Annotated in this window: 25 protein-coding genes; 6 read left to right on the top strand and 19 right to left on the bottom strand. The window is 44.1% G+C overall.

What is annotated here, in order from left to right:
• Positions 1–20: 20 nt before the first annotated feature.
• The 11 genes from CXF82_RS18345 to rraA all read right to left on the bottom strand — a co-directional run bounded on the left by CXF82_RS18345 (position 21) and on the right by rraA (position 10,163).
• Positions 21–1,892, bottom strand: coding sequence for a sensor domain-containing diguanylate cyclase (locus tag CXF82_RS18345; RefSeq protein ID WP_101089794.1), 1,872 nt, complete (start codon positions 1,890–1,892; stop codon positions 21–23).
• Positions 1,892–2,686, bottom strand: a complete 795-nt coding sequence (locus CXF82_RS18340) for a TatD family hydrolase (protein ID WP_101089795.1) — start codon at positions 2,684–2,686, stop codon at positions 1,892–1,894. Before CXF82_RS18340 ends, CXF82_RS18345 begins: the two co-directional genes overlap by 1 nt.
• Positions 2,686–3,204: a hypothetical protein gene (locus tag CXF82_RS18335; protein ID WP_101089796.1), complete on the bottom strand. Its 519-nt coding sequence runs from the start codon at positions 3,202–3,204 to the stop codon at positions 2,686–2,688. Before CXF82_RS18335 ends, CXF82_RS18340 begins: the two co-directional genes overlap by 1 nt.
• Positions 3,205–3,586: 382 nt before the next feature.
• Positions 3,587–4,351, bottom strand: coding sequence for a twin-arginine translocase subunit TatC (gene tatC, locus CXF82_RS18330; RefSeq protein ID WP_101089797.1), 765 nt, complete (start codon positions 4,349–4,351; stop codon positions 3,587–3,589).
• 3 nt (positions 4,352–4,354) lie between these two features.
• Complete coding sequence (gene tatB / locus CXF82_RS18325; RefSeq protein WP_102038904.1) at positions 4,355–4,750, bottom strand: Sec-independent protein translocase protein TatB; 396 nt, start codon at positions 4,748–4,750, stop codon at positions 4,355–4,357.
• 6 nt (positions 4,751–4,756) lie between these two features.
• Positions 4,757–5,014 (bottom strand): Sec-independent protein translocase subunit TatA, encoded by a 258-nt coding sequence (gene tatA, locus CXF82_RS18320; RefSeq protein WP_101089799.1) that lies wholly within the window; start codon positions 5,012–5,014, stop codon positions 4,757–4,759.
• Positions 5,015–5,075: 61 nt separating this feature from the next.
• Positions 5,076–6,725 carry a ubiquinone biosynthesis regulatory protein kinase UbiB gene (gene ubiB, locus CXF82_RS18315; RefSeq protein WP_101089800.1) on the bottom strand — a complete coding sequence of 550 codons (1,650 nt, stop codon included), beginning with the start codon at positions 6,723–6,725 and terminating at the stop codon, positions 5,076–5,078.
• On the bottom strand, positions 6,722–7,345 hold the full coding sequence (locus tag CXF82_RS18310) for a ubiquinone biosynthesis accessory factor UbiJ (protein ID WP_101089801.1): 624 nt from the start codon (positions 7,343–7,345) through the stop codon (positions 6,722–6,724). Before CXF82_RS18310 ends, ubiB begins: the two co-directional genes overlap by 4 nt.
• Before the next feature lie 11 nt (positions 7,346–7,356).
• Complete coding sequence (ubiE, locus tag CXF82_RS18305; RefSeq protein ID WP_101089802.1) at positions 7,357–8,112, bottom strand: bifunctional demethylmenaquinone methyltransferase/2-methoxy-6-polyprenyl-1,4-benzoquinol methylase UbiE; 756 nt, start codon at positions 8,110–8,112, stop codon at positions 7,357–7,359.
• A 374-nt stretch (positions 8,113–8,486) separates the two neighbouring features.
• On the bottom strand, positions 8,487–9,521 hold the full coding sequence (locus tag CXF82_RS18300; RefSeq protein ID WP_102044707.1) for a formimidoylglutamase: 1,035 nt from the start codon (positions 9,519–9,521) through the stop codon (positions 8,487–8,489).
• Between the two features lie 156 nt (positions 9,522–9,677).
• A complete protein-coding gene (gene rraA / locus CXF82_RS18295) occupies positions 9,678–10,163 on the bottom strand; it encodes a ribonuclease E activity regulator RraA (RefSeq protein WP_101089804.1) in 486 nt (161 codons plus the stop codon).
• Between the two features lie 335 nt (positions 10,164–10,498).
• On the opposite strand from rraA, the gene CXF82_RS18290 reads away from it, so the two are divergent.
• The 4 genes from CXF82_RS18290 to CXF82_RS18275 all read left to right on the top strand — a co-directional run bounded on the left by CXF82_RS18290 (position 10,499) and on the right by CXF82_RS18275 (position 13,379).
• Positions 10,499–10,750 (top strand): YgjV family protein, encoded by a 252-nt coding sequence (locus CXF82_RS18290; RefSeq protein WP_101089805.1) that lies wholly within the window; start codon positions 10,499–10,501, stop codon positions 10,748–10,750.
• Between the two features lie 227 nt (positions 10,751–10,977).
• Positions 10,978–11,490 (top strand): phosphatase PAP2 family protein, encoded by a 513-nt coding sequence (locus tag CXF82_RS18285; RefSeq protein ID WP_101089806.1) that lies wholly within the window; start codon positions 10,978–10,980, stop codon positions 11,488–11,490.
• Positions 11,491–11,499: 9 nt separating this feature from the next.
• Positions 11,500–12,555: an MJ1255/VC2487 family glycosyltransferase gene (locus CXF82_RS18280; protein ID WP_102044706.1), complete on the top strand. Its 1,056-nt coding sequence runs from the start codon at positions 11,500–11,502 to the stop codon at positions 12,553–12,555.
• A gap of 152 nt (positions 12,556–12,707) precedes the next feature.
• On the top strand, positions 12,708–13,379 hold the full coding sequence (locus tag CXF82_RS18275) for a Crp/Fnr family transcriptional regulator (RefSeq protein ID WP_101089808.1): 672 nt from the start codon (positions 12,708–12,710) through the stop codon (positions 13,377–13,379).
• 50 nt (positions 13,380–13,429) lie between these two features.
• On the opposite strand, the gene tsgA is transcribed toward CXF82_RS18275, so the two are convergent.
• From tsgA to priA, 8 genes are all read right to left on the bottom strand, one after another.
• Positions 13,430–14,599: an MFS transporter TsgA gene (tsgA, locus tag CXF82_RS18270; RefSeq protein WP_101089809.1), complete on the bottom strand. Its 1,170-nt coding sequence runs from the start codon at positions 14,597–14,599 to the stop codon at positions 13,430–13,432.
• Positions 14,600–14,677: 78 nt separating this feature from the next.
• Positions 14,678–15,382, bottom strand: coding sequence for a purine-nucleoside phosphorylase (deoD, locus tag CXF82_RS18265; RefSeq protein ID WP_102038899.1), 705 nt, complete (start codon positions 15,380–15,382; stop codon positions 14,678–14,680).
• 219 nt (positions 15,383–15,601) lie between these two features.
• A complete protein-coding gene (locus CXF82_RS18260; RefSeq protein WP_101089811.1) occupies positions 15,602–15,994 on the bottom strand; it encodes a gamma-butyrobetaine hydroxylase family protein in 393 nt (130 codons plus the stop codon).
• A 105-nt stretch (positions 15,995–16,099) separates the two neighbouring features.
• Positions 16,100–17,425, bottom strand: coding sequence for an ATP-dependent protease ATPase subunit HslU (gene hslU / locus CXF82_RS18255; protein ID WP_101089812.1), 1,326 nt, complete (start codon positions 17,423–17,425; stop codon positions 16,100–16,102).
• Between the two features lie 50 nt (positions 17,426–17,475).
• Positions 17,476–18,000, bottom strand: coding sequence for an ATP-dependent protease subunit HslV (gene hslV, locus CXF82_RS18250; RefSeq protein ID WP_101089813.1), 525 nt, complete (start codon positions 17,998–18,000; stop codon positions 17,476–17,478).
• A 795-nt stretch (positions 18,001–18,795) separates the two neighbouring features.
• On the bottom strand, positions 18,796–19,365 hold the full coding sequence (locus CXF82_RS18245; protein WP_102038898.1) for an SPOR domain-containing protein: 570 nt from the start codon (positions 19,363–19,365) through the stop codon (positions 18,796–18,798).
• Positions 19,366–19,375: 10 nt separating this feature from the next.
• Positions 19,376–21,121 carry an arginine--tRNA ligase gene (argS, locus tag CXF82_RS18240; RefSeq protein WP_101089815.1) on the bottom strand — a complete coding sequence of 582 codons (1,746 nt, stop codon included), beginning with the start codon at positions 21,119–21,121 and terminating at the stop codon, positions 19,376–19,378.
• Positions 21,122–21,245: 124 nt separating this feature from the next.
• Positions 21,246–23,441, bottom strand: a complete 2,196-nt coding sequence (gene priA, locus CXF82_RS18235) for a primosomal protein N' (RefSeq protein WP_102044705.1) — start codon at positions 23,439–23,441, stop codon at positions 21,246–21,248.
• A 100-nt stretch (positions 23,442–23,541) separates the two neighbouring features.
• Here priA and CXF82_RS18230 point away from each other — a divergent pair, with 100 nt between their 5' ends.
• Together CXF82_RS18230 and rpmE are read left to right on the top strand one after the other, a co-directional pair.
• Positions 23,542–24,267: a FimV/HubP family polar landmark protein gene (locus tag CXF82_RS18230; protein ID WP_102044719.1), complete on the top strand. Its 726-nt coding sequence runs from the start codon at positions 23,542–23,544 to the stop codon at positions 24,265–24,267.
• Between the two features lie 183 nt (positions 24,268–24,450).
• On the top strand, positions 24,451–24,663 hold the full coding sequence (gene rpmE / locus CXF82_RS18225; RefSeq protein ID WP_101089817.1) for a 50S ribosomal protein L31: 213 nt from the start codon (positions 24,451–24,453) through the stop codon (positions 24,661–24,663).
• The last annotated feature ends 92 nt before the right edge of the window (positions 24,664–24,755 follow it).

Here is a 24,755-nt window from a genome sequence, read left to right as displayed (position 1 = left end):
ATGTCAATTTTGCTCAGGGCTCAATCTTGCTCAGGGCTGTATAGCATAACGCGATTACGCCCTTCGTTCTTTGCGCGATAAAGTGCTTTATCGGCTTGGTCTAATAACAATGTTGTATGTTGTTCGGATGAAACGATTTCAACGCTCACTCCAATACTGACGGTTAGAGGAATGGTTATTTTTCCCCAACTAATCGGTAATTCAAAAATAGCTTTCCTTATGGTCTCAGCAACTTGCAGGGCGCCTTCTTGATTCGTATTCGGTAATATAATAGCAAACTCTTCACCACCAAAACGTGATACCAGATCGGTTGGTCGCTTTAATTTTCGCTTAAGTTCATCAGCGATAACTCGCAAGGCTTGGTCGCCGGCAAGGTGTCCATGAGTGTCATTAATCGACTTAAAGTGGTCTATATCTAGCATGAGGATAGCCATTGGCGTTTGTTGTCGACGGCTTATGCGGCCTTCTGCAAGGATACGCTTATCAAACGAATTTCTATTTTTTACACCTGTAAGGCTATCAATCGTAGTTTGTTCCGTCAGCTTTTGATTTGCTTCGTTGAGCTCTCTTAGTGCAATTTCTAATTCTAATGTTCGCTCTTGAACCATCTTTCCAAGTTGCTCGCTACTTCGAGCCTCTATTCGAAGTGCATCTTCTCGGGTTATTTTCACTCTTTCTGCTTGAATTAACGCTTCTTTCTGGATCTGCAGTTTAGACAGGCGTTCATCGTTATAGCGTATCGCTAGTAGTGCCGCCATGAATAGAATTTCGAAGCTTAATCCAAGCATGAAGGGAGTATTAGCTTGCAGCTCAAGTTCGATATAACCCATATACATCATGCCGGAAATTAAGGCTCCTAGCATCATACAGGCCCAGCCAATAGCGAATAACTTAGCCAGTTTATGGCCTCTAAATCCTTGAACAAGTGCGATATACATCAGTATTAAACTGCTGAGCATGACTACGCAGACATCCATTTTTAGCGCTAGGTTGTAGTCGAGTAATAATCCAATAAAAAGCAGGAAAATTGAAATGGCCGCACCGACCCGGCAAATCCGTAGCATCGGCTGGCTATGGTACTTAAGCTGCATGACTTTCTCTGAAAACAGAAAGGCAAATGCCATCGATAAACATAATAGTACAGGCAAAATAAACGTTTGTACTATCGGTAAATTAGGCCAAATAAAACGAAAGGCGATACCGTGTAAAGCGGCGACAAATAGCGTCAAAGAGAGCACATAACCTGCATAATAGGTGTAACTAAATGAGTGTGAGCTAATGGCAATAAAGAGGCTGAAAATCCCAATCGCTGTTAAGACACCTATTTGGAAGCCATAGAGTAATGATTGCTGCTCAGCACTTTGATAGTAGGCGTTATCGGTCCAAAGCGTGAGTGGAATACTTGAAGACCCCGCAGTGCTTATTTTTAAGTAAAAGGTATGAAAATCATTATTTTTACTGCTAAACGGGTACGAAAAATCATTACTAACAATGGGCCTTCGAGAGAAAGGGATACTGTCACCCATAACGACTTTGTTGACTAAACGGTGTCGATTGAAGTGATATAACTCAATCAGATCCAAGTGGGGGTTGGTTATTGATAATATTCTATGGGTTACAAAAGAACCGCTGCTGTGCACGCTAAACTTGACCCAAAATTGCTTGTTACTTAGACCGCGAATAATATCCGGCGTGAATTTATCCCAACGTGTTGATGACAACTGGCTGACTTGGAATACGTCCGTGTTTGGCGTTACTGGTGTGTAATAGACCCAGTCATTTAAGGCTTGCTCTGTAGGGGTATGGCTATCGAGCGTTAAGATGTTTTCGGCGTTTGTACAGCTTGATATAAAAAGCATCGCGATGGCTATAAAACGAATGAATAGCCGCATTAATACGTTAAACCAAAAAAGGAACGGCTGTTTTGATAAGTTTGTAGTGCAAAATCATCAATCTGTTGCCCACGAAGATTCGCAATATACTCAGCGATATAAGGTAAGTATTTAGGTTGGTTCTTACTTGATTTCGGTTTTGGTCGCATGCTTCTTGGCAATAAATAGGGGCTATCAGTTTCAATTACAATACGATTGTCAGGAATAAATGGCACTAGCTCGGCTAGCTCCTGACCTCGACGTTCATCACACACCCAGCCGGTGATCCCTATGTGTAAGTCTTGTTCTAGATAAGCCTCTAGACTTTCCCGGTTCCCTGTAAAACAGTGCAATAGCGCCGCGGGTAATGCTGAGCGGTATTCTTTTAATATGGTGAGGAAATCTGTATGAGCGTCTCGTTCATGCATCAATACTGGCATTTTTAGCTCAACTGCCAGATCAAGTTGCTGGGCAAAAGCCTGCCTTTGTTTGGCTCTCGGTGAGAAATCTCGATTATAGTCCAGACCGCATTCTCCAATGGCAACGACACATTGAGATAAGCTTAGTTGCTTAATGCGATGACAGCTTTGGGACGTCCATTCACTCGCATGATGCGGATGAACACCTGCTGTGCTATAGAGCGTTCCTGAAAATGAATTGCATAGCGCAATCGCTTGCTCACTCTCTTCAATGTGGCTGCCGACAACAACCATAGAGGAGACGCCAACATGATTAGCGGCTGCTACAACCTCGTGAAGATCTTTTTCTAAGCTGCTGCCAATGAGATTGACAGCAATGTCCATAAACTGCGGCATTATTTAAGACGTTTAACCCGAATGGTGGTGTTACGATCTTTTGTGCCTAACATAAAAGATCCAAGGGCTGCTTTCTCAATATAGACTTGTTGTTCTGGCTTGAGTTTGAAAGAGCGTGAATCAGTTTGTTTCCAAACTTGACCGTTATCAAATTGAATTTTAAGCGCGCCATATGGATCTTTGGTGACTTTATCTACGGTTAGATTGATGACCACAACCTCTTGCCCCGCTTTGTCATTCTTGATATTGCCAAACTCTTCAATAGCGTTTTTTTGTGCATTTGCGGTACTGGTGACAACGGTTGCTGAGGCGGCGACGGCAATGGTTTCTGGTGCCGAACTAACACTGGTGACGCTGTTTGTTACTAATGACGCGGAGAGGTTGTCGTAACAGACAAGACGATCCAGTTTGTCTGGTACCGCAGCACATTGTGATAGCTGAGTTTCAACAGAGGCATTTGCAAATGTCGATAACAAAATAGAGGCTGTTGTCAGTAATAACAGATACGGCTTAATCATTAAAATTTCCTTTTTATTATTAGAAAGCAGGCTACGGGACGATTTTATACCAATTCCGTTATATATGTAATCAATTCAGAGCCTCAATGTTAAGGCCATTAAGGTATGTAAAGAAGCTAAGGTCTATTGCTTTTGTGATTCAATATACCTACAGAGTTACCAGTGAGAATGTTAGCTATTAGAGGGTAGGGCTTATACCTGTTGCATTAAAAGTTTGAACATTCAGCGGGAATTCAAAGCCCTGTAGGCGAGATTAGGAATTGAAGCTAATAGTTATTCTCGGCTCTGGCATCGTAACCTAATGGTTTTTCAGTGCAAAAAAAAGGTACTGCCTTCATCAACTGAATGGCAATACCTTTTATCTCTATCAACAAATGTTTAGTTACTTTTGTTCACTCTCTTCAGACGTATCTTCATCTTCATCGTCTTCAGATTCATCTTTACTATAAAAGCGTGCTGCGATGAGTCCACCTTCAAACAAGATGAGCATTGGAATCGCGAGCATAGTTTGCGAAATAATGTCGGGAGGTGTTAAAAACATTCCCACAATAAATGCACCAACCACTATGTATGGACGTTTCTTTTTCAGCTCTTCAGGTGAGGTGACACCCGCCCAGCACAAAAGAACGACTGCTACAGGTATTTCAAACGCTAAGCCAAAGGCAAAAAACAGCTTGAGAATAAAACTCAAATAGCTACTGATATCGGTCGCAACTTCTACACCTTCAGGTGCTGCAGACGCAAAAAAACCAAATACCACAGGGAATACTACGTAATAAGCAAATGCAATACCGAGGTAGAACAGCAAGGTACTACTGGTAAGCAGCGGCACCACTAAGCGCTTTTCATGCTTATAAAGCCCTGGTGCAACAAATGACCATACTTGAAACAGAACATAAGGTATGGCAATAAAAAATGACAGTACCAATGTTAGTTTGAATGGTGCAAAAAAGGGTGCGGCAACATCCGTTGCAATCATGCTGCTCGAGTCGGGCAGAGCTTGCATCAATGGTATCGCCATATAATGGTAAATATCATTGGCCCAATAGACCAAACAGATAAACACCAAGAGAACACTCGCTATTGCTCGAAGCAGCTTATTACGCATCTCAAGCAAATGGCTTATTAACGGCTTTTGTTGTGACATGGACTACCCGTTAGGTTTGTCTGACTTAGCACTATCTGTTGAAGATGTCTCAATAGTAGGGGCGTCCTTGGCTGGCGTTTCTTTTGCCAAAGGAACATCTTCTACTTGATAGGGACGATTAACAGATTGCGCTGCTTGTTTTAATTGATCGATTGAATCCTGTAACTCAGGCGCAAGGTTTTTTAAGCCTTGGCTTTCTGCTTTTTTCAAATCAGTATGCAATTGCTCGATTTTAAGCTCTTGTTCTAATTCGTCTTTAACTGAGTTAGCCATTTTTTTCATGGCGCGGATCCAGCCTGAGATTGAGCGCACGGCGACAGGAAGTCTTTCAGGGCCAAGTACAACTAGCCCTAAGACTCCAATCAACAGCAACTCCATAAAGCCGATACCGTCGAACATAGTCGATTACGCCTGTTCTTTGTCCTTAGATTCAGCCTTTTTTTCGGCTGTCTCAGTGCCCTGAACTGTTTTTTCAGCTGCACTGTCTTCTAGCGCTGTTTTTTCTTCTAGCGCTTTTTTATCTTCTTCAGAAGACATGGCGTTTTTGAAGCCTTTAACAGCACCGCCTAAATCGCCGCCTAGAGAACGTAATTTCTTTGTTCCAAACAATAATACGACAATCAATGCAACGATAAGAAGTTGCCAAATACTAATGCCACCCATGAATGAATCCTCTTAATTTAGATATTGAATCTATTATGAACCTTTGGTTATTTAGGTCTAGCTAAAGTTTACGGATCTTTGGTCTAGATCGCCATCCGAGCAGCCACAATGTGGCGCCTAGGCCGATACTGCCGTAAGACGCCCATAGTGTAGCGTCTTGATTGAACAAAATAGTGCCACAGATCACTAAAATAGCGGCGGTGATCAAAAAATAGTTACTTTTATGTGCTTTTTGCTGATGTTTTAGATATCGATCGAGTAATTTGTTTTGTGTCTTTGCTAGGTTGCGACCCATTTTTAAATTATCGTAAATGAGCTCTGGCAGCTCTGGCAGGTGTTCTGCCCAATAAGGCAGTTGCTGCTTAATTTTGCTTGCCATGGCTTTAGGGCCTACTTGTTCGGCCATCCAGTCTTCAAGAAAAGGTTTAGCGGTTTGCCATAAATCTAATTGTGGGTATAGCTGACGCCCTAAACCTTCAATATAGAGTAAGGTTTTCTCTAACAATACCAGCTGAGGCTGGACAACCATGTCGAACCGACGCGCAGTTCGAAATAGCTCAAGTAAAACGTGACCAAATGAAATTTCATCTAATGGTTTATTAAACATGGGCTCACAAACAACTTTAACCGCTTGTTCAAATGCACTGATATCGGTATCGGGTGATACCCAACCGGATTCAATATAAAGCTGAGCAATGCGGTGATAATCACGATTGAAGAAGGCGAGAAAGTTTTCTGCTAAATAGCGTTTATCTTCATCGGTCAGTGTGCCCATGATGCCGCAATCTAAACCGATGTAAAAGGGATCATCTGGGTGTTCACGGCTGACAAAAATATTGCCGGGATGCATATCTGCGTGGAAAAAATTATCACGAAATACTTGAGTGAAAAATAGTTCTACACCGCGTTCAGCAAGCAGCTTTAGATTGGTACCTTGCGCTATAAGTGCCGCTTTATCTGATACAGGTACACCGTCAATACGCTCCATTACAATCAGTCGGGTAAAACAAAGCTCTTCATACATAAAAGGGATATAAAGCGAATTTGAACCCAAGAAATTATTACGTAACTTAATCGCACTAAGGGCTTCAAGTTTTAAATTGAGCTCACCCTCAATGGTGGTGCGATAATCCTCGACAACTTCGGCTGGACGTAAGCGATTGTTTGCCCCTAGCAGTAACTCTAAAAAGCCCGCAGTCTGCGACATTAGCTGAATGTCGGCATGAACTTTTTGTTCTACATCTGGGCGCAGTACCTTTAATACCACTCTAGCGCCGTTAGACTTTAGCGTCGCGGTATGCACTTGTGAGATAGAGGCTGATGCAAGCGGCGTGTCTTCGAAGTCATCAAAGTAATTTTCGATGGGGGCTTTAAGTTCGGACTCAATAGAGGCGCGAGCAATCGCGGAATCAAAGGGAGGCACTCTGTCTTGCAACATCGCCAGCTCTTCAGCCCATTCATCACTGAGTAGATCGCGTCGGGTTGAGAGCATTTGGCCAAACTTAATATAGACAGGGCCAAGCTCTTGCATCGCCAGTTTTAAGCGTTCGCCGCCGATTTTATCTTTGTGTTGGTTTCTGAGCCAGAAGAGACAACCTCTTAATAGCTTGAAGTACCAAGGCGTTAACTTTGAGGGAATTAAATCATCTAATCCGTAATGCAACGCGGTGCGGATGACTTGATAAGCGCGCCTGATACTTGTTACTGTCATGGTTTAACTCTTGCCCTATTTAGTAATTGCTCTATCCGTGCTTCCAAAGCGTCGACGTCGACGGCGATATCTTCGATGGTATCACTTAAGTGAATATATTCGAGTTTATGCGGTGCAAGTCGATACTCTTCGGTCGTTAACTGACCTAAGTGGGAACGTGTTTTGAGCCATATTTGGGTGATATCTTGTTTTGCTCGCTTAACCGTTTGGCAAACAAAGTGAGTTGGAATATCACCGATATAACGAGATAGTGGCTCGTAAAAATCGAATTCAACACTTTGAATATAGTGGCTAAAAGCTTGCAATAAACCGAGGTCGCCTTCGAGGCTAAGCTTATCTTGTTTGATCAATTCAGTGAGGTTTGCACCTTCAGTGAGTTGATATAAAGTGGTGATATCGGCATTAACTTGAGTGGTAACCTCACCTTCGTATTGGCTGTAAACTTGGATCTCTTTAGCAAACAAGAGAAAAAGTGGCCAATTAAGCTGAGTCAGTTGAATGCAAAGAACTTTGCCATGCAGACTACGCAGGGTCGCGTAGTCTTCAGGCGATTGGGCGATTAGCTTGTTTAAGCTAACCTCAATCGCCGCACATGTAAGCAGTGACATGTCACGAGACATAGTGAGTCCAATCAGAATTTGTAACCTTTATGCAAGGCCACAATACCGTCAGTCATATTGGTATAGTTCACTTGCTCAAAACCAGCATCTACCATCATTTGTTTCAATGTTTCTTGATCTGGGTGCATGCGAATAGATTCAGCAAGATACGCGTAACTCTCAGCGTCTTGTGTAATTAACGCGCCCATTTTAGGCATCACTTTAAAGCTGTATAGATCATATAATTTACGCATCACGTTGTGCTTAGGCTTAGAAAACTCAAGCACTAATAATTTTCCGCCGGGTTTCAATACTCTTAGCATTGAAGCGATAGCGGCATCTTTATCGGTGACGTTACGTAGACCAAAGGCGATGGTAATAATATCGAAATGATTGTCTGGAAACGGCAGTGATTCAGCGTTAGCTTGCACATAGTTCACATTGCCCACAATGCCTTTGTCTCTTAACTTTTCGCGGCCAACCTTTAACATTGAGTCGTTAATATCGGCTAAAGTAACTTGGCCTTTTTCACCGACAATACGAGAAAACTTAGCGGTTAAATCACCCGTGCCGCCGGCTAAATCAAGAACCTTCATGCCTGGACGTGCACCAGCACTTTCGATAGTGAAACGTTTCCACATGCGGTGGATACCGAAAGACATGACGTCATTCATGATGTCGTATTTAGCGGCGACAGAATGGAATACGCCAGCGACCATCTCGGCCTTTTGCTCAGCTTCAACCGTTTTGTAACCGAAGTGAGTGTTCTTTGGAGTGTCCTCTGACATCTATCTATTCCTATACGTTAACAATTGAATTATCGCGATTGTAAGTCATCAAGCCAGATTGCTGAATCTTTCATCCATCACTATGTGATGTATGTTATCTATCAGTCGCTGGAGTTCGTAAAAATGAGCGATGACACAGGGTTTCGCAAAATTGACTGCGCATTACACCATAATCCTAGCCAATGTTGAATCGTTATTATACCAATTGTAATGAGTATCTGTTCATTCAGTACTTTGCAGCTCACGCGCTCACTCATTCCACTTCTGTATTGCATCGGCTCACAAGGGAATAACCATTCTTTCGTCAATGCGCCTTGAATTGAAAAGATTGAGCGCTTCTGAATTGACTACATATTTAATGCAATTGGTATTTACTACAATGCATTAATACGTCCGTTGATATAGCTATAGATCAACTCGCCAATACTTTGTCCTGTTTCACGGTAGCCGGCATCGACGCCTGCAACATGGCAACTTGGAGCCGCTTCGGCTAAATGTAAATAGGCACAAGGGCAATGCTTAGCAACATAGCTGACGTAGTGTAATGCATCGAGCAAAGGCACTCCTGCTGCGGTTGAAGCGCTGCTCGGCATGTTCGTTATGGCATCTAAATCGAGCTCAACCGCCACCGGTAGCGAGCTGTTATTGAGCGCTTTGGTAATGGATTTCAACGCGGTTTCTAAGCTTAGTTCTCGACGCACCCAAATTTGCTGAAAAGTATGCCAGTGGCCACCAAATGCTTTGAGTTGTTCTAATGTTGCTTCGCTGTTTTTTAGCTCATGCAGTCCAAGTACATGATAAATACCCAGTGCACCAGAAGCGGCAGCGTAACTAAATCCGTTACCACTGTGGCGACCTTCTTTTGGCCTGAAATCTGAATGAGGGTCTAGATTCACGGCGGCAATTGGGCGCTTATGGCTGGCTTTAGCGGCCATCAGTAAACCGTAGGCATTGTTGTGCCCACCGCCAATAACAATGGGTTCTAACCCTGCTTGCATGACCCGAGATAACACCTCAATCACTCTTAAATCTAATTGCTCTACATTGTGGCGCAGTTGCTCTGCGGTACTGCTGCCAGGCAGCTGTAAATCAGTGGTTTTTATTTGACCTAAGACTAAGCATTGGTCGCCCGATAAATAGCGGTTGGATTGAAAATTGAGAAACTGTGTCATTGCGCTGTCAAAAGCGTCTGTTGAGCCACCTCGGCCCAGGTTTGCACGAGGACCAATATCTTCGCCAATACCAATAATTGCAAAACGGGCACCCCCAGTCTTGGCTTGTGCCAGTATTGTTGAGAGATTATCCGTTGCCGTAGGAATGTGTACTCGTTGTCCGAGTTTGGTTTCGCCAGCTCTCGGCGCGAATAAGCTCTCAAGCTTAATGGTGGTAAAAGGGCTGAGATACTGCATTGAGTTATTCTTATATTTTAGTGCTCATTACCGACAGTGTAAGCCCTTGGGTTAACACCGCAAGCCTTGCTGAACAATCAGCCACAAAAAAGCCAGCACTTCGGCTGGCTTAGTTGGTTAGATTAAATCGAGATTTAATCTAAATGTGTTATTTGATTAATCAATGTCGAGCGGTTCAGGTGATAAAATCATGCCAGTGTTATCGGCATAAACATGGTCACCGGGTAAGAAGCTCACGCCGCCAAAATTGACTGGAACTTCAAGCTCACCAATGGCATGGCTATCGGCGCCAACGGGAATAGAGGCTAACGCTTGTATGCCAATGTCTAAATCTTCTAATGCATCAACATCACGAATTGAACCATAGATGATGATCCCTTCCCAATTATTGTCCACAGCCACTTGGGCAATCGTTGAGTCGAGTAGGGCGCGACGCAGTGAACCACCGCCGTCAACGAGCAATACTTTGCCTTCACCATCTTCCTGTAGAGCATCGATGATGAGGCCATTATCTTCGAAACATTTGATGGTGCTAATCGAGCCACCAAAAGAGTTACTACCACCGTAATTACTGAACATGGGTTCGACAACATCAACTACATCGATATAAGTGTCACAAAGTTCTGAGGTGTTGTATTCCATAAGAACGCTCCTGGTAGATAGGCGTAGCTCAGTAATTTGAGCAAAAGAGTAATTTAACCAGTATATAAGGGATTGTTGAAAAGAAAAGTCTTATCAATCACGCAATTGCCGATAAACGCATCACTCAGCTATGTTGTGGTAATATTTCGACATCTAGGTTACTAATTCAGCAAAAATATGACATAGGTCATTATATAACGTTTTTTTATTACCAAGATGGTGTATTTTTGTTAGCATAAGTGTAGACATATTAACTTAACTTAATTTTTGAGTCGCTTTAGGGGCACGGATCCCCCGGTTAGCTTAGGGACGGCAGAGGGCCTAAAAGGTGCCTTATGGAAGCTATTAATACTATTGAAATCATCGGTTATGCTGCGTCAATTATGGTCGCGATTTCGCTAATGATGAAAGACATTACCTGGTTGAGATGTTTGAACTTTACCGGTTGTTCACTGTTTGTTATTTATGGAGCGTCAATTGAAGCATGGCCTGTTGCGGGTATGAATGCCTTTGTTGCATGTATTAATATTTACCACTTGCTAAAGATTTACCGTAATCGCAATAATGTTGAGCTTGCTACTGATTAATGAGTAGATATACCTAAGCGACTTGGGTATTTCACGCTGGCCTGATTATCTACGGATAATTAGGTTAGCAAATCTCTTTCCTCTCTTATTTTTTCATCTCTCCTCGATAATCATCCAACACGATAACGTCTACTTTTACACAGTGTCATAAAACTTTAGGGTCGCTGTCACCTTCACGTCATGGATTTTTCATAGCTTGCTATTAAATAATGATTTTGGAGTTTGCAATGATCACCTCAATATCAAGACTAGATCGCAGTGGCTATCAATTTGTGGTTAAGCAAGGCCAGCAGCATGGTTTACAACCGTTGGCTTTATCACTTTCGGCCTCAGGTAACGGACCTGTTTACCTATACATGGTGGTGCTGTTTTTACTGCTAGATAGTAATGGCGAGTCACTGCTTAATACGCTATTAGCTTCATATTTGGTTGAGTTGCCGCTTTATTTTCTGCTTAAAAATATGATCCGTAGACAACGTCCTTGCCATGCGCTTGCTGATGGCATTGCCCGTTTTGAACCCGCTGACAAATTTAGTTTGCCCTCGGGTCACACCGCTGCTGCATTCGTGATGGCTACAAGCATCTACTTTATCTATCCACAACTGTTTTATATTGCCACGTGCTGGGCAATAGGCATTGGTCTGTCGCGCATTATTTTAGGGGTTCACTATCCGCTGGATATTATCGCCGGTGCCTTACTCGGTATCGCTTCTGTTGTGCTTAGTCAGCAAATTATTTAGGAGAGCGCATTGAAGATCCTCTATGGAGTACAAGGCACTGGAAATGGCCATTTAAGTCGGGCAAGAGTGATGGCTAAAGCGATGCATAAGCAAGGAGTCGACGTAGACTTTTTCTTTTCCGGCCGCTCTTCGGAGCAATTTTTTGATATGCAGTGCTTTGGGCAATATCGGGTGCAATCAGGCCTGACGTTTGCGACTAAAGATGGTCGCGTGAATGTGGGGCAAACCGCTAAGATGAACGCGTGGTTTGGATTCGTTAAAGATGTCAAAAACCTAGATTTAAGCGGCTATGATCTGGTCCTTAATGATTTTGAGCCCGTATCCGCTTGGGCAGCTAAAAATCAAGGTGTGCCGTCCATTGGTATCAGCCATCAAGCCGCGCTTAATTTCTCGGTGCCTAAAGTGGGTGACAATTGGTTTAACGAAACGATGTTGAACTACTTTGCACCAGTGGATATAGCGTTAGGCTGCCATTGGCATCACTTTGGCTTCCCCATTTTGCCACCTTTTGTCGAGGTTGATAAAGTTGAGAAAGAGTTAGCGCATCAAGTATTAGTCTATCTGCCTTTTGAGTCCCCAGATGCAATTGTAGACTTCTTGGCGCCTTTTACTGATTACACCTTTTTGGTGTACCACGCAGGGATAACTCACCAGTCAATGCCGTCACATATTAAATGGCATGGTTTTGACCGCGATGGTTTTAAAGCGGCAATGGCAAGCTGTGGTGGTGTGATTGGCAATGCGGGTTTTGAGCTTGCCAGTGAAGCGTTAACCTTGGGTAAAAAGCTGCTGATCAAGCCACTGTTAGGCCAATTTGAACAGTTATCTAATGTCGCAGCACTTGAACTACTGGGGGCCGCTGAGTGCATGAAAACATGTTTAGAACCTGATGCACTGCGGCGTTGGTTAAAGTCACCGACGCCCGAATCTATAGACTATCCTCAAGTGGCAGATGAGTTAGTCAGCTGGTTACTTAAGGGCGATTGGAATCAGCCTGAGGAGTTATGCCAGTCACTTTGGTCGCAAGTCAATTTACCTCAGAGCTGGCAAAAAAAGAGCCCTTAAAACTAATGGTTACTACTGGGATTTAGTATGTCACTAATATAAAGAGACAATGCTGCCGCTGTACATACCTAGGCGTGCGCTATTACTACTGACTTTTAAAGAGGTATAATGCTTAAGTCTTTCGCCTAACATAAATCCATATCGGCAATACTATGCAGCTAAAACCACTCGAGAAAGGGCGTTTTCATTCATTATGGCATCAAGAACATGATGCCATTGAGCAGACTATGCGTGAGTGCATTACCGAAACGAAAACGGTGACTGCACAACATCGACTAATGGAGCAAGGCCAAAAGGTTAACGACCTCATACTGGTGCCACATGGCCGTATCTCAATGGGTTATACCGCTCGAAATGGCCGTAGCTTTCAGTTGGGAACCATGACTTGCGATTCTCAGCTGTTTGGGGAGATGGAGTTTTTTACTCACTACTTGTGCCAGTTAGATATTATTGCCGAAGAGCCATTAGAAATCTCAATTATTAATGGCGATAAGTTACAACAGGCTTTATTAAAAACGCCTCAGTTTGCACTGTTTTTTGCCAGTGCTATCGCCATAGACTATCAAGATACTGTGGATATTTTCACCCGCCGCATGTTATACCCCATCGCTTATAATATTGCTTACGACCTCTATCATCAGTATTTAAAAGATCAGCCTGTAGAGGGCTTCACTAAGTGCTATTTAGAAGCTGAACGCTTTGCGACAACCGATAGAGTTTATCGCCGTGCAGTTAAAAAGTTGGAAGATTTAGCCTTGATTAAGCGAGATAAAGAGGGGCTGATAATTTGTGATTTAGCCGGCCTAAAAGCCTTTATCGAATAGTCCCAAACCTTAGTCTTAAGGCTTGGGACCGATAAGGTGTTAATGGTTAATTATGCAACTTGCGCAGTATGGCCGATTTTTTGGCGCATAGAGAGCACTAGCATGACGATGATTAATCCATAGATCACTGGTATGGCATACATAACGGTTTGTAAGCCAATAATGCTTTCAAATAGTGAGCTAATTGCAGGACTGAACATTGCGCCCGCACTACCACTAATCAAAATGTAAGAGACGTTCCGGCTACTGGCATTTTTGACAAATGACACACCGTAAGCAATAAAGGCGTTATAAAGCGCGGCACAAGCAAAGCCATAACCATAGGTTAGGTAACCAATCCACGCTAAATTATCTGTAGTTACAATCAAACTGGTGATGATAAAAGCCAGTGAAATCATCCCCATAATGAAGTGCTGAATCTTAACTCTTGATACAATCACCGTCGACACTAGCGCACCAATTAGCGCGGCAGACCAGTACTGAGTGATAATATTACCCGCTTCCTCGAATGGAATATCGAACTTGGTTTTAACGAACATCGGTGCCCAAGTTAGGAAGGTGTAGAGTGCTAGCATGCCAAGGAATAAACCCAGTCCGCCACTAATGATGCCTAAGTTCCACTCAGACTCATCTTTACCATTTTCTGCTGATGTTTGATTTTCAACAAGTTCAAAGTTGGTCGCAAGTGCAATGGCTGCCGTCGCTAATGCAACGATACCCACGGCCAAATAGCTGAAGCTCCAAGATAGTGCATGGCTTAATGCATAAGTGGTAATGAGTGGGAATACAACGCCCGCTACGTTAAAGGTGGCATCTTGTACCACGAGCATGGTGCTTTGGATTTTATCTTTCCATACCGATACTACGATAGTACCTGCGATACAAAGGCCAACACCGCCACAAAGTCCGATAATCGTCATTGCGATCATCACAACAGTGAGTGAACCGGTGAAGTGTAATGCTGCTGCACTGAGTGCTATGCTCACGTAGCTAATAAGTGTCATGCGTTTTACACCGATTTTTTCAATTAAGAAAAAAGCAGCAATAGTACCCGCGAGGGCTCCGCCATTAAGCAGTGAGAATATTGAGGCGACTTCATTGACGTTAGCTGAAAACTTCTCAGCTATAGGTTCAATCAGCATGCCGAACTGGGTCGCAAAGCCTGCCATCACAAAGTTGGCTAAAAAGCTGAGCAAGGTTAAGGATATTTTATTTTTCATCATTAGTTCCTAGTATCACTATATCAAGCGTTAAAGTTAAGCCGCGCAAAGGGATGCTTCGAGCGGCTTAATAAAGCGTTACTGACAGGCTGTTTCTAATGCCAGCTCTATCATCTGATTAAAGGTTAACTGGCGAGCCTCAGCACTGGTCTCTTCGCCCGTTAAGCAATGGTCTGAAACGGTAAGAATCGCGAGTGATTCGAAACCTTTGTGATGCGCTAGGCCATATAAGCCAGCGACTTCCATATCAACACCTAATACACCAAAGCGTTCTAATGCTGGGATCATATCTTCATCTGGATCGTAGTACATGTCACCACTGAACACATTACCCACTTTAACGTTGATCTGCTTCTGTTGAGCGATGGTGTAGGCTTTGTGCAGCAGCTCGAATGTGGCAGAGGTCGCCATTTGATAACCACTACTACGCTTGGCATTCGTGGGTGAATCAGTACCTGCAGCTTGCGCTAGGATGACGTCGTTGATCTTGACGTTATGTTGGGTTGCACCAAGGCTACCGACGCGGATGATACGTTTCACATTAAAATCAGTGACTAGTTCATGGGCGTATAACACCATAGAGGGAATACCCATACCATGGCCCATAACAGAAATACGTTGGCCTTTATAAAAACCGGTATAGCCAAACATATTGCGGATATTGGTCACTTCCACCGCATCATCTAAAAAGTTTTCAGCGATATACTTAGCGCGAAGTGGGTCGCCAGGCATGATGATGGTTTCGGCAAAATCACCGGCTTTACCATTAATATGTGCAGTCATGAGTAATCCTCTATTTTGATTACTCTCGATAGTAATTGTCTGTTTATAATCCGTTGAGGACATAAGTCCGCATAGGGGGATTAATACACAGGATCTACTGTTTGATCACAAAAAATGACGCTTATCTGCGTCATTTTGTGATGGAGTGTTTTTTTGCTACTACTTGGAGTGTGATGTCGGTCGCCTTTTTTGGGCGGAGCATTTCGAATAAACACTGTGTTACTTGTGGTATTTCACTGCCATATCGATAAGCGGTTCGCGGCTGGCTTTTGCTGCTCGTAATCGCGCTAAGTATTTTTCCCATAAGTCGACTTGATGAGTGGCTAAGTCATAAAGCACCTTCCATGAGAAGAGCCCTGTATCGTGGCCATCATCAAAGATGATTTTAACGGCATAATTGCCGACAGGCTCAATGGCAGAGATATTGACCATTTTCTTGTGGGTAACCAGTACTGGATTGCCATGACCGTGTACTTCTGCTGATGGAGAGTAAACCCTTAGCATTTCGCAGCTCAGCTGATGAATGTCGCCATTATCAAAGTGCACCTCTAGCTGGCGAGATTTACGCTTAAGCTTTAAGGATTCAACATTAGGGGTGTTATCTTGAGTCATAAGTCTACCAATGATTAAAAGTCTCGGTTCATAAAACAGAATAGCGGTTAAGCACAGAACTGTCCTTAACCGCCATCACTAAATTAGCGTTTGGTTACTGCAAGATTAGAGAATAAAGCGGCTCAAATCTTCATCTTGGACCAAGTTATCGAGATGTGCGCTCACATAATCGGCATCGATTAGTGTTACAGAACCTGATTTGTCAGACGCTTCGTAAGATAACTCTTCCATCAAACGCTCCATCACAGTATGCAGACGACGGGCACCAATGTTTTCTGTGCGCTCGTTGACTTGCCATGCGGCTTCAGCAATAGAGTCGATACCCGATTCGGTAAACTCAACTTTAACGCCTTCAGTCCCCATAAGGGCAACATATTGCTCAGTTAGCGATGCGAACGGCTCAGTCAAAATACGTTTAAAATCACCTGCTGATAGCGCATCAAGTTCGACTCTAATCGGCAAGCGGCCTTGCAGCTCAGGGATCAAATCTGACGGCTTACACATCTGGAATGCACCCGATGCAATAAACAGAATGTGATCTGTTTTGACCATACCGTGTTTAGTATTAACCGTGCAACCTTCAACTAAAGGAAGCAGATCACGCTGCACACCTTCACGAGAAACGTCTGGGCCTGAAGAGTCACCGCGCTTACAAATTTTATCAATCTCGTCCAAGAAAACGATACCGTGCTGCTCAACCAATTCGATCGCTTGCTCCTTCAGATCATCAGGATTAACGAGTTTGGCCGCTTCCTCTTCTATAAGCAGTTTATAGGCTTCTTTAATCGGCATTTTACGGCGCTTGCTCGCACCGGGTCCCATGTTCTGGAACATGCTTTGTAGCTGGTTAGTCATCTCTTCCATGCCTGGAGGCGACATGATTTCAATACCGGCTTGTGGCGCAGAGACGTCAATTTCAATCTCTTTATCGTCTAACTGGCCTTCACGTAGTTTTTTACGAAAAACTTGGCGAGTGCTATTGTCGCTAGGTTTTTCGCTGTCCCAATCTTCTTTTGGTTTAGGCAATAGGGCATCAAGAATGCGCTCTTCAGCGGCTTCTTCGGCTCTAAATTTACACTTAGCCATCTGCTCTTCACGTGTCAGCTTAATGGCTGAATCGGTAAGGTCGCGAATAATCTGGTCAACTTCTTTACCGACATAACCCACTTCAGTGAACTTAGTGGCTTCCACTTTGATGAACGGTGCTTTTGCAAGGCGTGCTAAACGGCGGGCAATTTCAGTTTTACCCACACCTGTTGGGCCAATCATTAGAATGTTTTTAGGTGTGACCTCTTGACGAAGGTCAGCATCCAGTTGCATACGGCGCCAGCGATTACGTAGCGCGATTGCGACTGAGCGTTTGGCCTTTTGCTGACCAATAATGTGACTATCTAGTTCGTGAACAATTTCACGCGGTGTCATTTCAGACATATTATTTCCTCATGCTTAAGCATCAGTCTTGGGTATAAACGAAAGTTCGTTTAGTACTTTAACTCTTCGATGGTCTTAAATTGGTTGGTGAAAACACAGATGCCGCCGGCAATCGTTAATGACTTTTCTGCAATTTCTAAGGCGCTAAGATCGGTGTTTTCAAGCAATGCTATGGCTGCTGATTGGGCAAAGTTGCCACCAGAACCTATAGCAATTAAGTCATTTTCTGGCTGAATAACATCACCGTTACCGGTAATGATCAATGACGATTCACCATCAGCGACAGCTAACAGTGCTTCTAGTTTGCGTAGCACCTTGTCTGAACGCCAGTCTTTGGCCATTTCAACGGCTGCGCGCATAAGATGGCCTTGATGCATTTCGAGTTTGGCTTCGAAGCGCTCGAATAATGTAAATGCATCTGCTGTACCGCCAGCAAAGCCTGCCAATACCTTATTGTGGTATAGACGACGAACTTTTCTAGCGTTGCTTTTCATCACGGTATTACCAAGAGAAACTTGGCCATCACCGGCGATAACCACTTGGTTATTTCGGCGTACTGATACGATAGTGGTCACGATAAATCCTCTTCTCTAGCCAGCGACAATGTGCCTGCTGGTTGGTGATAATAGAGATATGGGGGGGAGTTGAGTAAATATCAAGGGGGAACTTGGATTGCTAGCCTGACTCAGCTAGGGTCTGCTTATTTGCTGGTCATGGCCGGTCTATGAGTGGTTATCTGATTGCTATTGAAAGCTTCGGTCTTACGGCCGAGGTAAGTCGTGGTGCTTCGCCCACATATAAATTGAGATAATCAAACTCCGCTTGATAAAGGTCGTGGGATTCCATCCCACACTCGGCCAAAAGGGGATCAACAGCAATATCCCCTCTTGGATCGCCCCTGCCGCCCGGACGAAGTTGTCTTCCTCATACTTCAACAAAAATTGTCTAACGGCTCAGATGGTACATCCATGTACCCCCGAGCCTGAACCATCATCCATGATGGTTCCACGGCATTAATGTCTACGTATTTCGGCAACTTCGATGGGGAATGGGTGTTATCAATGAGTTCAAGGAGATGGTGGTCATAGTGTTTTCAATTTAAAAACTAAAATGCTGAGAATTGCGCTTTTCTAACCCAGTGTAAATACGGCTGAGGCCTTCGGAAACAGGCCTGTTTTGTTCCATCTCTGGAGATCAAATTTGCTTGCGGCGTACTTCAGTAGTGTCTGCTGATACGCTGACCGCAGGTCATTGGAAGCAAATATCCAATAGCGTAATAAAAAACAATTAAATGACGTATAGGCTTTTAGTTAAAGCAATAAAAAAGCGCTACATGAGTAGCGCTTTAAGATTAGATTCTGAAGCGGGATTTAACTTTCCCAGAACCAGATTTGGCAGCCGTTAGTGCCAGAGTTTTGCAGTACATGGCGCTGTCTTTCAGCATCACGTTTCTTGTCGTAAGGCCCTAGAACGACCTTATACCACATTCCACTAGTGCCTTTAACTTTACGCACTTGCGCTTCCAACCCTTGGAACGCAATGGTTGCCTTAAGCGAATTTGCTTGAGATTCCTTTCTAAATGAACCGCATTGCATCTGGTAAGGACGCTTAGGCTTAGTGGAAGTTGCAGGCAGGTCCACTTCGACCTTTTTGTTTTCCAGCTCCTTAAGATAGGTCCACTCTTCTTTTGGGGCCGGCGGTAGCGCATTAGGATCTTTTTTAACACTGGCTTTCTTTGGTTCTTCAACCACAACCGGTGTTGTTACGACTTCATCTTCACTGCTTAATAACCATAATACATAACCAAACCCAGTTAGACCTGCGAGCGTTATTAATAGCAGTAAAACAGGGAAACGCTTGGGGGCATTTCCCTTTGAACCACGCTTTTTAGTACTGCCTTTGCGCGTGGGTTTACGGTTTGCGTAGTCACGACTCGTCATAGGGTTATGATTACATCCGCTCTAAAGTGTCTAGTCCTAGCAAGTTCAGCCCTTGCTTAAGTGTTTTCGCTGTTAGCTTAGCCAATAATAAGCGGCTCTTCTTCTGTGCTTCGTTATCGGCAGCCAGTACTGGGCATGCTTCATAAAAGCTAGAGAATGCACCGGCAAGTTCAAATAGGTAAGCACATAGTGCATGTGGTTGACCTTTATTGACGACGCGGTTCATCACTTCACCGAACTGAGCTAACTTAGTGCCAAGATCTTTCTCTCTCTCGTGTTCAAGTACGATGGTAGCACCACTCAAATCAACGTCTTGTGCACGGTTGAAGATACCCACAACACGAGTGTACGCATAGAGTAGGTAAGGTGCGGTGTTACCTTCAAAACTCAGCATCTGCTCAAAGCTGAAGATATAATCGCTAGTACGGTTCTTAGATAAATCAGCATATTTAACGGAAGCAATACCGACGACGCGAGCGATTTCAGTCAGCTCTGCTTCATCCATATCAGGATTTTTACTGCGCACTAAATCAAGAGCACGAATGTCAGCTTCTTTAAGCAGATCAATAAGCTTAACCACACCACCAGAGCGTGTCTTAAAGGGACGACCATCAGCACCATTCATGGTGCCAAAGCCCATATGTTCGAAGCTCATCTCTTCGCGAACAAAATTGGCTGTTTTAGCAAGCTTAAACACTTGTTGGAAGTGTAAGGCTTGGCGCAGATCGACAAAATAAAGTGCTCTATCTGCTTTTAGCACATTCGAGCGATAGCGCATTGCTGCCATATCGCTGGTCGCGTATAGGTAGCCGCCGTCTGCTTTTTGAATAATAACAGGGAGTGGCTCACCCTCTTTGTTTTTAAACTCTTGTTGGAACACCACTTTAGCGCCATTACTTTCTGACAATAAGCCCAGCGTATCAAGATCGGCAACGACTTGCTCTAAGTCAGCGTTATATGAGCTTTCACCGCGAACATCTGCACGGGTTAAGCTAACGCCTAAACGTTCATAAATTTCGTGGCAGTGACTCAAGGAAATGTCATTAAATTCACGCCATAATTTATTGCAGTACTCGTCACCTGATTGTAATGCAACGACCAGTTTACGAGCACGGTTGGCGAAATCTTCAGACTCATCGAAGCGGACTTTAGCGGCACGGTAGAAGTTTTCAAGATCTGAAAGCTCCATTTGTGCTTGTTCACCATTTGCAGCACGTAACTCTTCCATGTACGCAAGCAACATGCCGAACTGAGTTCCCCAGTCACCGACGTGGTTCTGGCGAATAACCTTGTGACCCATAAACTCAAGTGAGCGTGCGACGCTGTCACCGATGATGGTCGATCTTAGGTGGCCAACATGCATCTCTTTCGCAAGGTTAGGTGACGAGTAGTCAACAACAACCGTTTGCGACTCAGGCAACGTTAGGCCCAAGTGGTCGCTGTTAAGTGCGTCCATCAGTTGATTGGCGAGCGCATTGTCATCGATAAAAAAGTTGATAAATCCTGGTCCTGCAATCTCAACCTTTTCGACATGGCTAGATTCAGGCAGATTATCAATGATGAGTTGAGCTATCTCACGTGGATTCTTGCGCGCTGCTTTTGTTAGCATCATCGCCAAGTTGGTAGCAAAATCACCGTGGCTCTTATCTTTGGTTCGGTCCACTTGAATGCGAGCTTCAAAATCAGCAGGAACAACACCTTGTTGTTTAAGGGCATTTAACGATTCAGCGAGTAAAGATTGAGTATGTGATTTCATTGGCGTTTAATCGGCACTTACAAAAAGAAAAAGTAATAGGGGTAACCGACTATTTTAGCCGCTTGTGGTACCCAATTACTATCCTCTAGCGAACTTTTTCTACTTTAGTGACGATTAAATCGATTTAAAGCAGATCTTGTGGATCGCGATCGAGACTCCAACGGCATTTTTTAGCCAGAGGTAACTGTTCAATTTGTGGTAGTGCTTGTTCAAATGCTTGTTGTAATTGATTGCGGTTTTTAGTTTGGAAGAGTAGTTGGCGACGATATTTACCGGCCTTTCTATCCAGCGGGGCAGGCATAGGCCCAATCACTTCACACTCTTCGTTTTGTGGCAGCAGCGCGCCTATTTGACTCAGCAGTGCATCGGCGTCCGCAGCCAAGTGAGCTTCTGCGCGAATGAGGATCATATGCCAAGCGGGCGGGAGTAATGCTTGTTTGCGCTCATTGAGCTGATTGCGAGCAAACTCACCGTAGCCTTTATGCATGAGTTCTCGAAGCATGGTGTTGTCGCTTTGATGGGTTTGTAATAATACCGTTCCAGGTTTGCTCGCACGACCAGCACGACCTGAGACTTGAGTGTAAAGCTGGCCGAAACGTTCCGGTGCTCTAAAGTCAGCACTAAAGAGAGCGCCGTCGACATCCAAAAGCCCGACCAAGGTCACGTCAGGAAAGTGATGGCCTTTTGCTAGCATTTGGGTGCCGACTAAAATTTTGTATTCGCCTTTATGTATCGCATTGAGATGGGCTTCTAACGATCCCTTATTGCGCGTGGTGTCGCGATCGATACGCACAACTGGGTGGTTGGGAAACTCTTTCTCAAGGAAGCTGGCGAGTTGCTCGGTACCCACACCTTGGCCAGCAAGCATGGTGCTACCACATTGATGGCACTGCTTGGGGATCGCATATTGATTACTGCAGTGATGGCAGCGGATCTCACCTAAGGCTTGATGCACAGTAAAGAAGGCATCACAGCGATCGCATTCATGTAGATGTCCACATTCATGGCAGATTAACGCGGGAGCAAAGCCCCGTCGGTTGAGAAATAAAATGACTTGGTTGCCAGCATCAAGGTGGATGCGCATTTCATTCAACAATGCATGCGACATACCGGTGCGCAGTGGCTGATTACGAATGTCGACAATGCCTTGGCGCACTTTTTCTGCATTGCCTGCACGTTGACCTAGCTGCAAATGCTCATATCGACCACTGAGTGCATTTTGCAAGGTTTCCAGTGATGGTGTTGCTGTGCCTAAAAGAACTGGAATATCTTCTAGATGCCCGCGCATGACGGCAAGATCACGTGCGTGATAACCCACACCTTCTTGTTGCTTAAAACTCGAGTCGTGCTCTTCGTCTAAAATGATCACCCCAGGATAAGCCATCGGCGTAAATAACGCCGAACGCGTGCCGATAATAATGGCTGCTTCGCCCGTTTTGGCGTGGCGCCATGCATCTAATCGTTGATTGTCAGTCAAACCTGAATGAATGACCGACACTTTGACATTAAAGCGGTGTCTGAATCGGCTAATGGTTTGGGGGGTTAAGCCTATTTCCGGAACTAGAACGAGCGCTTGCTTGCCCTGTTTTAATATTGTTTCTAATAAAGCCAAGTAAACTTCGGTTTTCCCCGAGCCCGTAACGCCTTCGAGTAAAGTGCAGTGATAGCCCGATTGCAGCGTGAGTGTTGCGACGGCAATGGCTTGTTCTGGGTTGAGTCTATGCGGCTCTTCAGTCATTTCAAGCTGGGTTCGCCAGCTGAGATCAACGGACACAACACGTGAGTTTTTCGTTATCCAGCCTTTATCATCGAGCGCTTTTAGTGCAGCTTTACTGAGTTCTAATGCGGCGATTTCGTGCTGTTCGAGATCACGTTCAGCTAAGGCGTTAAACAGTTTGCGTTGCGCGGGTGCACGGTTGAGTTGATTAATATCTGCAGCGCGTCCCGCATCCGTTAAAGTCCAATAGGACGCCGTCGCCGCTTTCGACTCCGCCCCTTTTCTCAGTGCAACGGGTATCGCTTGTGATAGCATTTGTCCTAAGCTACAGAAGTAATATCTTGCAGCCCAAGCCGTTAATTTATACAGTGAATCTGGTAATAATGGTGCATCGTCTAAAATGCTAACAATTGGCTTTATTTGCTTAGGCGTTAAATTACAAGTATCCGTTATGGCTGTAATAAGGCCAATAAGCTGCTGTCGACCAAATGGCACTTGTACTCGCATGCCTTTTTGAGGAACGATGTTGATATGCTCAGGAACTTGGTAACTAAAGGTTTGCCGCATTGGAACGGGCAGGGCGACCTCAACAAACAAAGGCATAAAACTCTATTTCAATAGGAGATAAGCCTGTAGTGTACCGAGGCGAGTCTTGGAGAGCCAGTCAGATTTAACTTATTATGATGCGCTAGAAAAGGAAACGATGAAAAGAATAATAATATTAGCATTAACGACGTTAGCGCTGTTTAGCACAGCGGTTACAGCTGAAGTTTCTCATGTCAGCATAAATGAAAGGTTATTTGAGCTGGGAGAGTACCCAAAACTTAAAGTGAATATCATTTCAAGCCATAAGAACCCCAATAAGGTGCAGTTCTTTTTACGGCAATCGACCGGAGAAGAGCGCCTTGTGAGTTCACCGTTGAGTCATTTCCTAGTGTTAGTTACCGGGGTTGACGATGTTGTCGATAGTGAAGCGGTGTTGGTGGTGAAAGAGCATCGAATAAACCGCTGGCGAGAAGTCACGGTCCTTAATTTATTCAGTGATAACCCTGTCGAGAATGTGCCGCATACGGCATACACTCCATCGCCAGCGAAGGTCGATGAGAAAGCAAACGGTGCTGTAAAAACGATTTCAAATTCGTTAACGACCAGCACGGCGCCTATCGGGGTTAAACTCGAAGAAAATTGTACTGTAGACTTTAATGGTAGCGAAACACTCTGGCGTATTGGTTTACGTCAATCTAAAGTGTGGGGCGTCAACACTTATGGTGCAATACTTGCCATTTATGAGGCGAATCCGCGTGCTTTTAATAAAAACAAAATCAATGGTTTAAAGGCTGATGCATTATTGAAATGTCCTTCTGTAGCAATATTAGATAAATATACTGATGCCAAGGCTGCCGAAAAATTATTTGATTCGATGTACTAGGGATTGCAGCAACTTAGGGTAGGATAGCGCGCTCACTGATTCTATTTATGGTGATTCATGAAGGGTAGCTGGATCTATTGCTTAAATGCTGTATAATCCTGCGCCCTAAACTATTATTAACTGCATGTGGTGTCCGACTTCGGGTTGGAAGAGCGACATGGCCTTAACCTTGAGGTAATTCCAATGAAAGCAGGTATTCATCCTGATTATGCAGAAATCACTGCAACTTGTACTTGTGGTAACGTTATCAAAATTAACTCTACTATCGGTAAAGACTTACATTTAGACGTTTGTGGTGCATGTCACCCATTCTACACTGGTACCCAGAAAGTTACGGATACTGGCGGACGTATCGATAAGTTCAACAAGCGCTTTGGTGCACTTGGCAAGAAGTAATTACTTCTGCAATGAATTTAAAAAAGGCGCCTTCTGGCGCCTTTTTGCTATTCTGAGGTTGAGCTTTTTTATCTTTCTTACCGATATATGTC

The organism is Shewanella sp. GutDb-MelDb (assembly GCF_002836075.1).
In the GTDB taxonomy this organism is placed as follows: Bacteria; Pseudomonadota; Gammaproteobacteria; order Enterobacterales; family Shewanellaceae; genus Shewanella.
The sequence above is the reverse complement of the archived record's forward strand: the minus strand, read 5'-3'. Positions and strand labels throughout refer to the sequence as shown.

Coding starts and splice junctions, on each gene's coding strand:
- CXF82_RS18345 (WP_101089794.1), bottom strand. CDS start 1,892: ATGCGGCTATTCATTCGTTTTATAGCCATCGCGATGCTTTTTATATCA.
- CXF82_RS18340 (WP_101089795.1), bottom strand. CDS start 2,686: ATGCCGCAGTTTATGGACATTGCTGTCAATCTCATTGGCAGCAGCTTA.
- CXF82_RS18335 (WP_101089796.1), bottom strand. CDS start 3,204: ATGATTAAGCCGTATCTGTTATTACTGACAACAGCCTCTATTTTGTTA.
- tatC (WP_101089797.1), bottom strand. CDS start 4,351: ATGTCACAACAAAAGCCGTTAATAAGCCATTTGCTTGAGATGCGTAAT.
- tatB (WP_102038904.1), bottom strand. CDS start 4,750: ATGTTCGACGGTATCGGCTTTATGGAGTTGCTGTTGATTGGAGTCTTA.
- tatA (WP_101089799.1), bottom strand. CDS start 5,014: ATGGGTGGCATTAGTATTTGGCAACTTCTTATCGTTGCATTGATTGTC.
- ubiB (WP_101089800.1), bottom strand. CDS start 6,725: ATGACAGTAACAAGTATCAGGCGCGCTTATCAAGTCATCCGCACCGCG.
- CXF82_RS18310 (WP_101089801.1), bottom strand. CDS start 7,345: ATGTCTCGTGACATGTCACTGCTTACATGTGCGGCGATTGAGGTTAGC.
- ubiE (WP_101089802.1), bottom strand. CDS start 8,112: ATGTCAGAGGACACTCCAAAGAACACTCACTTCGGTTACAAAACGGTT.
- CXF82_RS18300 (WP_102044707.1), bottom strand. CDS start 9,521: ATGCAGTATCTCAGCCCTTTTACCACCATTAAGCTTGAGAGCTTATTC.
- rraA (WP_101089804.1), bottom strand. CDS start 10,163: ATGGAATACAACACCTCAGAACTTTGTGACACTTATATCGATGTAGTT.
- CXF82_RS18290 (WP_101089805.1), top strand. CDS start 10,499: ATGGAAGCTATTAATACTATTGAAATCATCGGTTATGCTGCGTCAATT.
- CXF82_RS18285 (WP_101089806.1), top strand. CDS start 10,978: ATGATCACCTCAATATCAAGACTAGATCGCAGTGGCTATCAATTTGTG.
- CXF82_RS18275 (WP_101089808.1), top strand. CDS start 12,708: ATGCAGCTAAAACCACTCGAGAAAGGGCGTTTTCATTCATTATGGCAT.
- tsgA (WP_101089809.1), bottom strand. CDS start 14,599: ATGAAAAATAAAATATCCTTAACCTTGCTCAGCTTTTTAGCCAACTTT.
- deoD (WP_102038899.1), bottom strand. CDS start 15,382: ATGACTGCACATATTAATGGTAAAGCCGGTGATTTTGCCGAAACCATC.
- CXF82_RS18260 (WP_101089811.1), bottom strand. CDS start 15,994: ATGACTCAAGATAACACCCCTAATGTTGAATCCTTAAAGCTTAAGCGT.
- hslU (WP_101089812.1), bottom strand. CDS start 17,425: ATGTCTGAAATGACACCGCGTGAAATTGTTCACGAACTAGATAGTCAC.
- CXF82_RS18245 (WP_102038898.1), bottom strand. CDS start 19,365: ATGACGAGTCGTGACTACGCAAACCGTAAACCCACGCGCAAAGGCAGT.
- argS (WP_101089815.1), bottom strand. CDS start 21,121: ATGAAATCACATACTCAATCTTTACTCGCTGAATCGTTAAATGCCCTT.
- priA (WP_102044705.1), bottom strand. CDS start 23,441: ATGCCTTTGTTTGTTGAGGTCGCCCTGCCCGTTCCAATGCGGCAAACC.
- CXF82_RS18230 (WP_102044719.1), top strand. CDS start 23,542: ATGAAAAGAATAATAATATTAGCATTAACGACGTTAGCGCTGTTTAGC.
- rpmE (WP_101089817.1), top strand. CDS start 24,451: ATGAAAGCAGGTATTCATCCTGATTATGCAGAAATCACTGCAACTTGT.